Raw genomic sequence first — 2500 nt, 5'->3', positions numbered from 1 at the left:
CTCCGAATACCTGGGAGTACTAGTCGGCAGACACACGGCGGGTGCTAACGTCCGTCGTGAAAAGGGAAACAACCCTGACCTACAGCTAAGGTCCCCAAGTTATGGCTAAGTGGGAAAGGATGTGAGGATCCCAAAACAACCAGGATGTTGGCTTAGAAGCAGCCATCATTTAAAGAAAGCGTAACAGCTCACTGGTCTAAATAAGGGTCTTTGCGCCGAAAATGTAACGGGGCTCAAGCCATACACCGAAGCTTAGGGTTCGTGAGCAATCACGAGCGGTAGCGGAGCGTTCTGTAAGCTGATGAAGCCATACCCGTGAGGGGTGGTGGAGGTATCAGAAGTGCGAATGCTGACATGAGTAACGTAAGGGGAGTGAGAGACTCCCCCGCCGAAAGTCCAAGGGTTCCTGCTTAAAGCTAATCTGAGCAGGGTTAGCCGGCCCCTAAGTCGAGGCAGAAATGCGTAGACGATGGGAACCACGTTAATATTCGTGGGCCTGGAGGAAGTGACGGATCATTGAGGTAGTCCAATCTTATCGGATTGAAAGGGCTGCTGCGTGGTTCCAGGAAATAGCTCCTCCTTATAGACCGTACCCGAAACCGACACTGGTGGACTGGTAGAGTATACCAAGGCGCTTGAGAGAACTATGCTGAAGGAACTCGGCAAATTGCACGCGTAACTTCGGAAGAAGCGTGACCCTTTTCCACGCAAGTGGAGGAGGGTGGCACAGACCAGGGGGTAGCGACTGTTTATCAAAAACACAGGGCTCTGCGAAGTCGCAAGACGACGTATAGGGTCTGACGCCTGCCCGGTGCTGGAAGGTTAAGAGGAGGGGTGCAAGCTCTGAATCGAAGCCCCAGTAAACGGCGGCCGTAACTATAACGGTCCTAAGGTAGCGAAATTCCTTGTCGGGTAAGTTCCGACCTGCACGAATGGCGTAACGACTTCCCCGCTGTCTCCAGCATAGACTCAGTGAAATTGAATTCCCCGTGAAGATGCGGGGTTCCTGCGGTTAGACGGAAAGACCCCGTGCACCTTTACTATAGCTTTACATTGGCATTCGTAGTGGCATGTGTAGGATAGGTGGTAGGCTTTGAAACCTGGGCGCCAGCTCAGGTGGAGCCACCCTTGAAATACCACCCTTATCACTATGGATGTCTAACCGCGGCCCGTTATCCGGGTCCGGGACAATGTATGGTGGGTAGTTTGACTGGGGCGGTCGCCTCCTAAAGAGTAACGGAGGCGCGCGATGGTGGGCTCAGAACGGTCGGAAATCGTTCGCTGAGTGCAATGGCATAAGCCTGCCTGACTGCGAGACTGACAAGTCGAGCAGAGACGAAAGTCGGTCATAGTGATCCGGTGGTCCCGCGTGGAAGGGCCATCGCTCAACGGATAAAAGGTACGCCGGGGATAACAGGCTGATGACCCCCAAGAGTCCATATCGACGGGGTTGTTTGGCACCTCGATGTCGACTCATCGCATCCTGGGGCTGGAGCAGGTCCCAAGGGTATGGCTGTTCGCCATTTAAAGCGGTACGTGAGTTGGGTTCAGAACGTCGTGAGACAGTTCGGTCCCTATCTGCCGTGGGTGTAGGAATATTGAAAGGATCTGTCCCTAGTACGAGAGGACCGGGATGGACGGATCTCTGGTGGACCTGTTGTGGCGCCAGCCGCATAGCAGGGTAGCTATATCCGGACGGGATAACCGCTGAAGGCATCTAAGCGGGAAACCCACCTTAAAACGAGTATTCCCTGAGAACCGTGGAAGACGACCACGTTGATAGGCCGGGTGTGGAAGAGCGGCAACGCTTGAAGCTTACCGGTACTAATAGTTCGATCGGCTTGATCGTTCTCATTCCTTATGCCCATTGTCCGGCGACAATCCTTTGGATCGCGCTGAGATGTGAGAGCACAACAAAGACCAGCGAACAGCTCAGAGAGAGCAGAAAATAGGGTTCCCTATTCGCTACTCACTATTGGCTATTCGCTCAAAAAGCTTCTCGAGCAACGTGCGCTTTGCCGACCTGGTGGTTATGGCGGAGCGGCTGCACCCGATCCCATTCCGAACTCGGCCGTGAAACGCTCCAGCGCTGATGGTACTTCGTCTCAAGACGCGGGAGAGTAGGTCGCTGCCAGGTCTGCAAAACGCACGTTGAAAAAATCTTCTCCTTACAAAACAGGCCCGCCAATCGGGAGCCCGGGCCGCGCAAGCGGCCCTTTCAGTTGGCGGAACCAACTAAGCGCTGACTTGTTTCAAAAGTTGACGCGGGGTGGAGCAGCACCCGTCCGCCCACAAAGGCCAAGGCCTTGAGGACGGACAAACCAAAAAGTCCGGGCTGCCCGGCCGGCATTCGCCGTTAAGTTGACGCGGGGTGGAGCAGCCCGGTAGCTCGTCAGGCTCATAACCTGAAGGTCACAGGTTCAAATCCTGTCCCCGCAACCAAATCAAAAACGGCCCGCTTCACGCGGGCCGTTTTGCGTTTGGGGCCCGGCACGGTCGA

General features: G+C 54.9%; 1 tRNA gene and 2 rRNA genes (1 of these 3 cut by a window edge). All 3 read left to right on the top strand.

Annotated features, from left to right (window positions below):
* Nucleotides 1-1849: ribosomal RNA gene (locus tag EN885_RS32825) — 23S ribosomal RNA — on the top strand; it begins 960 nt to the left of the window's first position.
* Between the two features lie 173 nt (nt 1850-2022).
* A 5S ribosomal RNA gene (rrf, locus tag EN885_RS32820) occupies nt 2023-2137 on the top strand.
* A gap of 228 nt (nt 2138-2365) precedes the next feature.
* Nucleotides 2366-2442, top strand: a tRNA-Met gene (locus EN885_RS32815).
* The last annotated feature ends 58 nt before the right edge of the window (nt 2443-2500 follow it).

This window comes from Mesorhizobium sp. M6A.T.Cr.TU.014.01.1.1, from assembly GCF_004022765.1.
Taxonomy (GTDB): Bacteria; Pseudomonadota; Alphaproteobacteria; order Rhizobiales; family Rhizobiaceae; genus Mesorhizobium; species Mesorhizobium mediterraneum.
The sequence above is the reverse complement of the archived record's forward strand: the minus strand, read 5'-3'. Positions and strand labels throughout refer to the sequence as shown.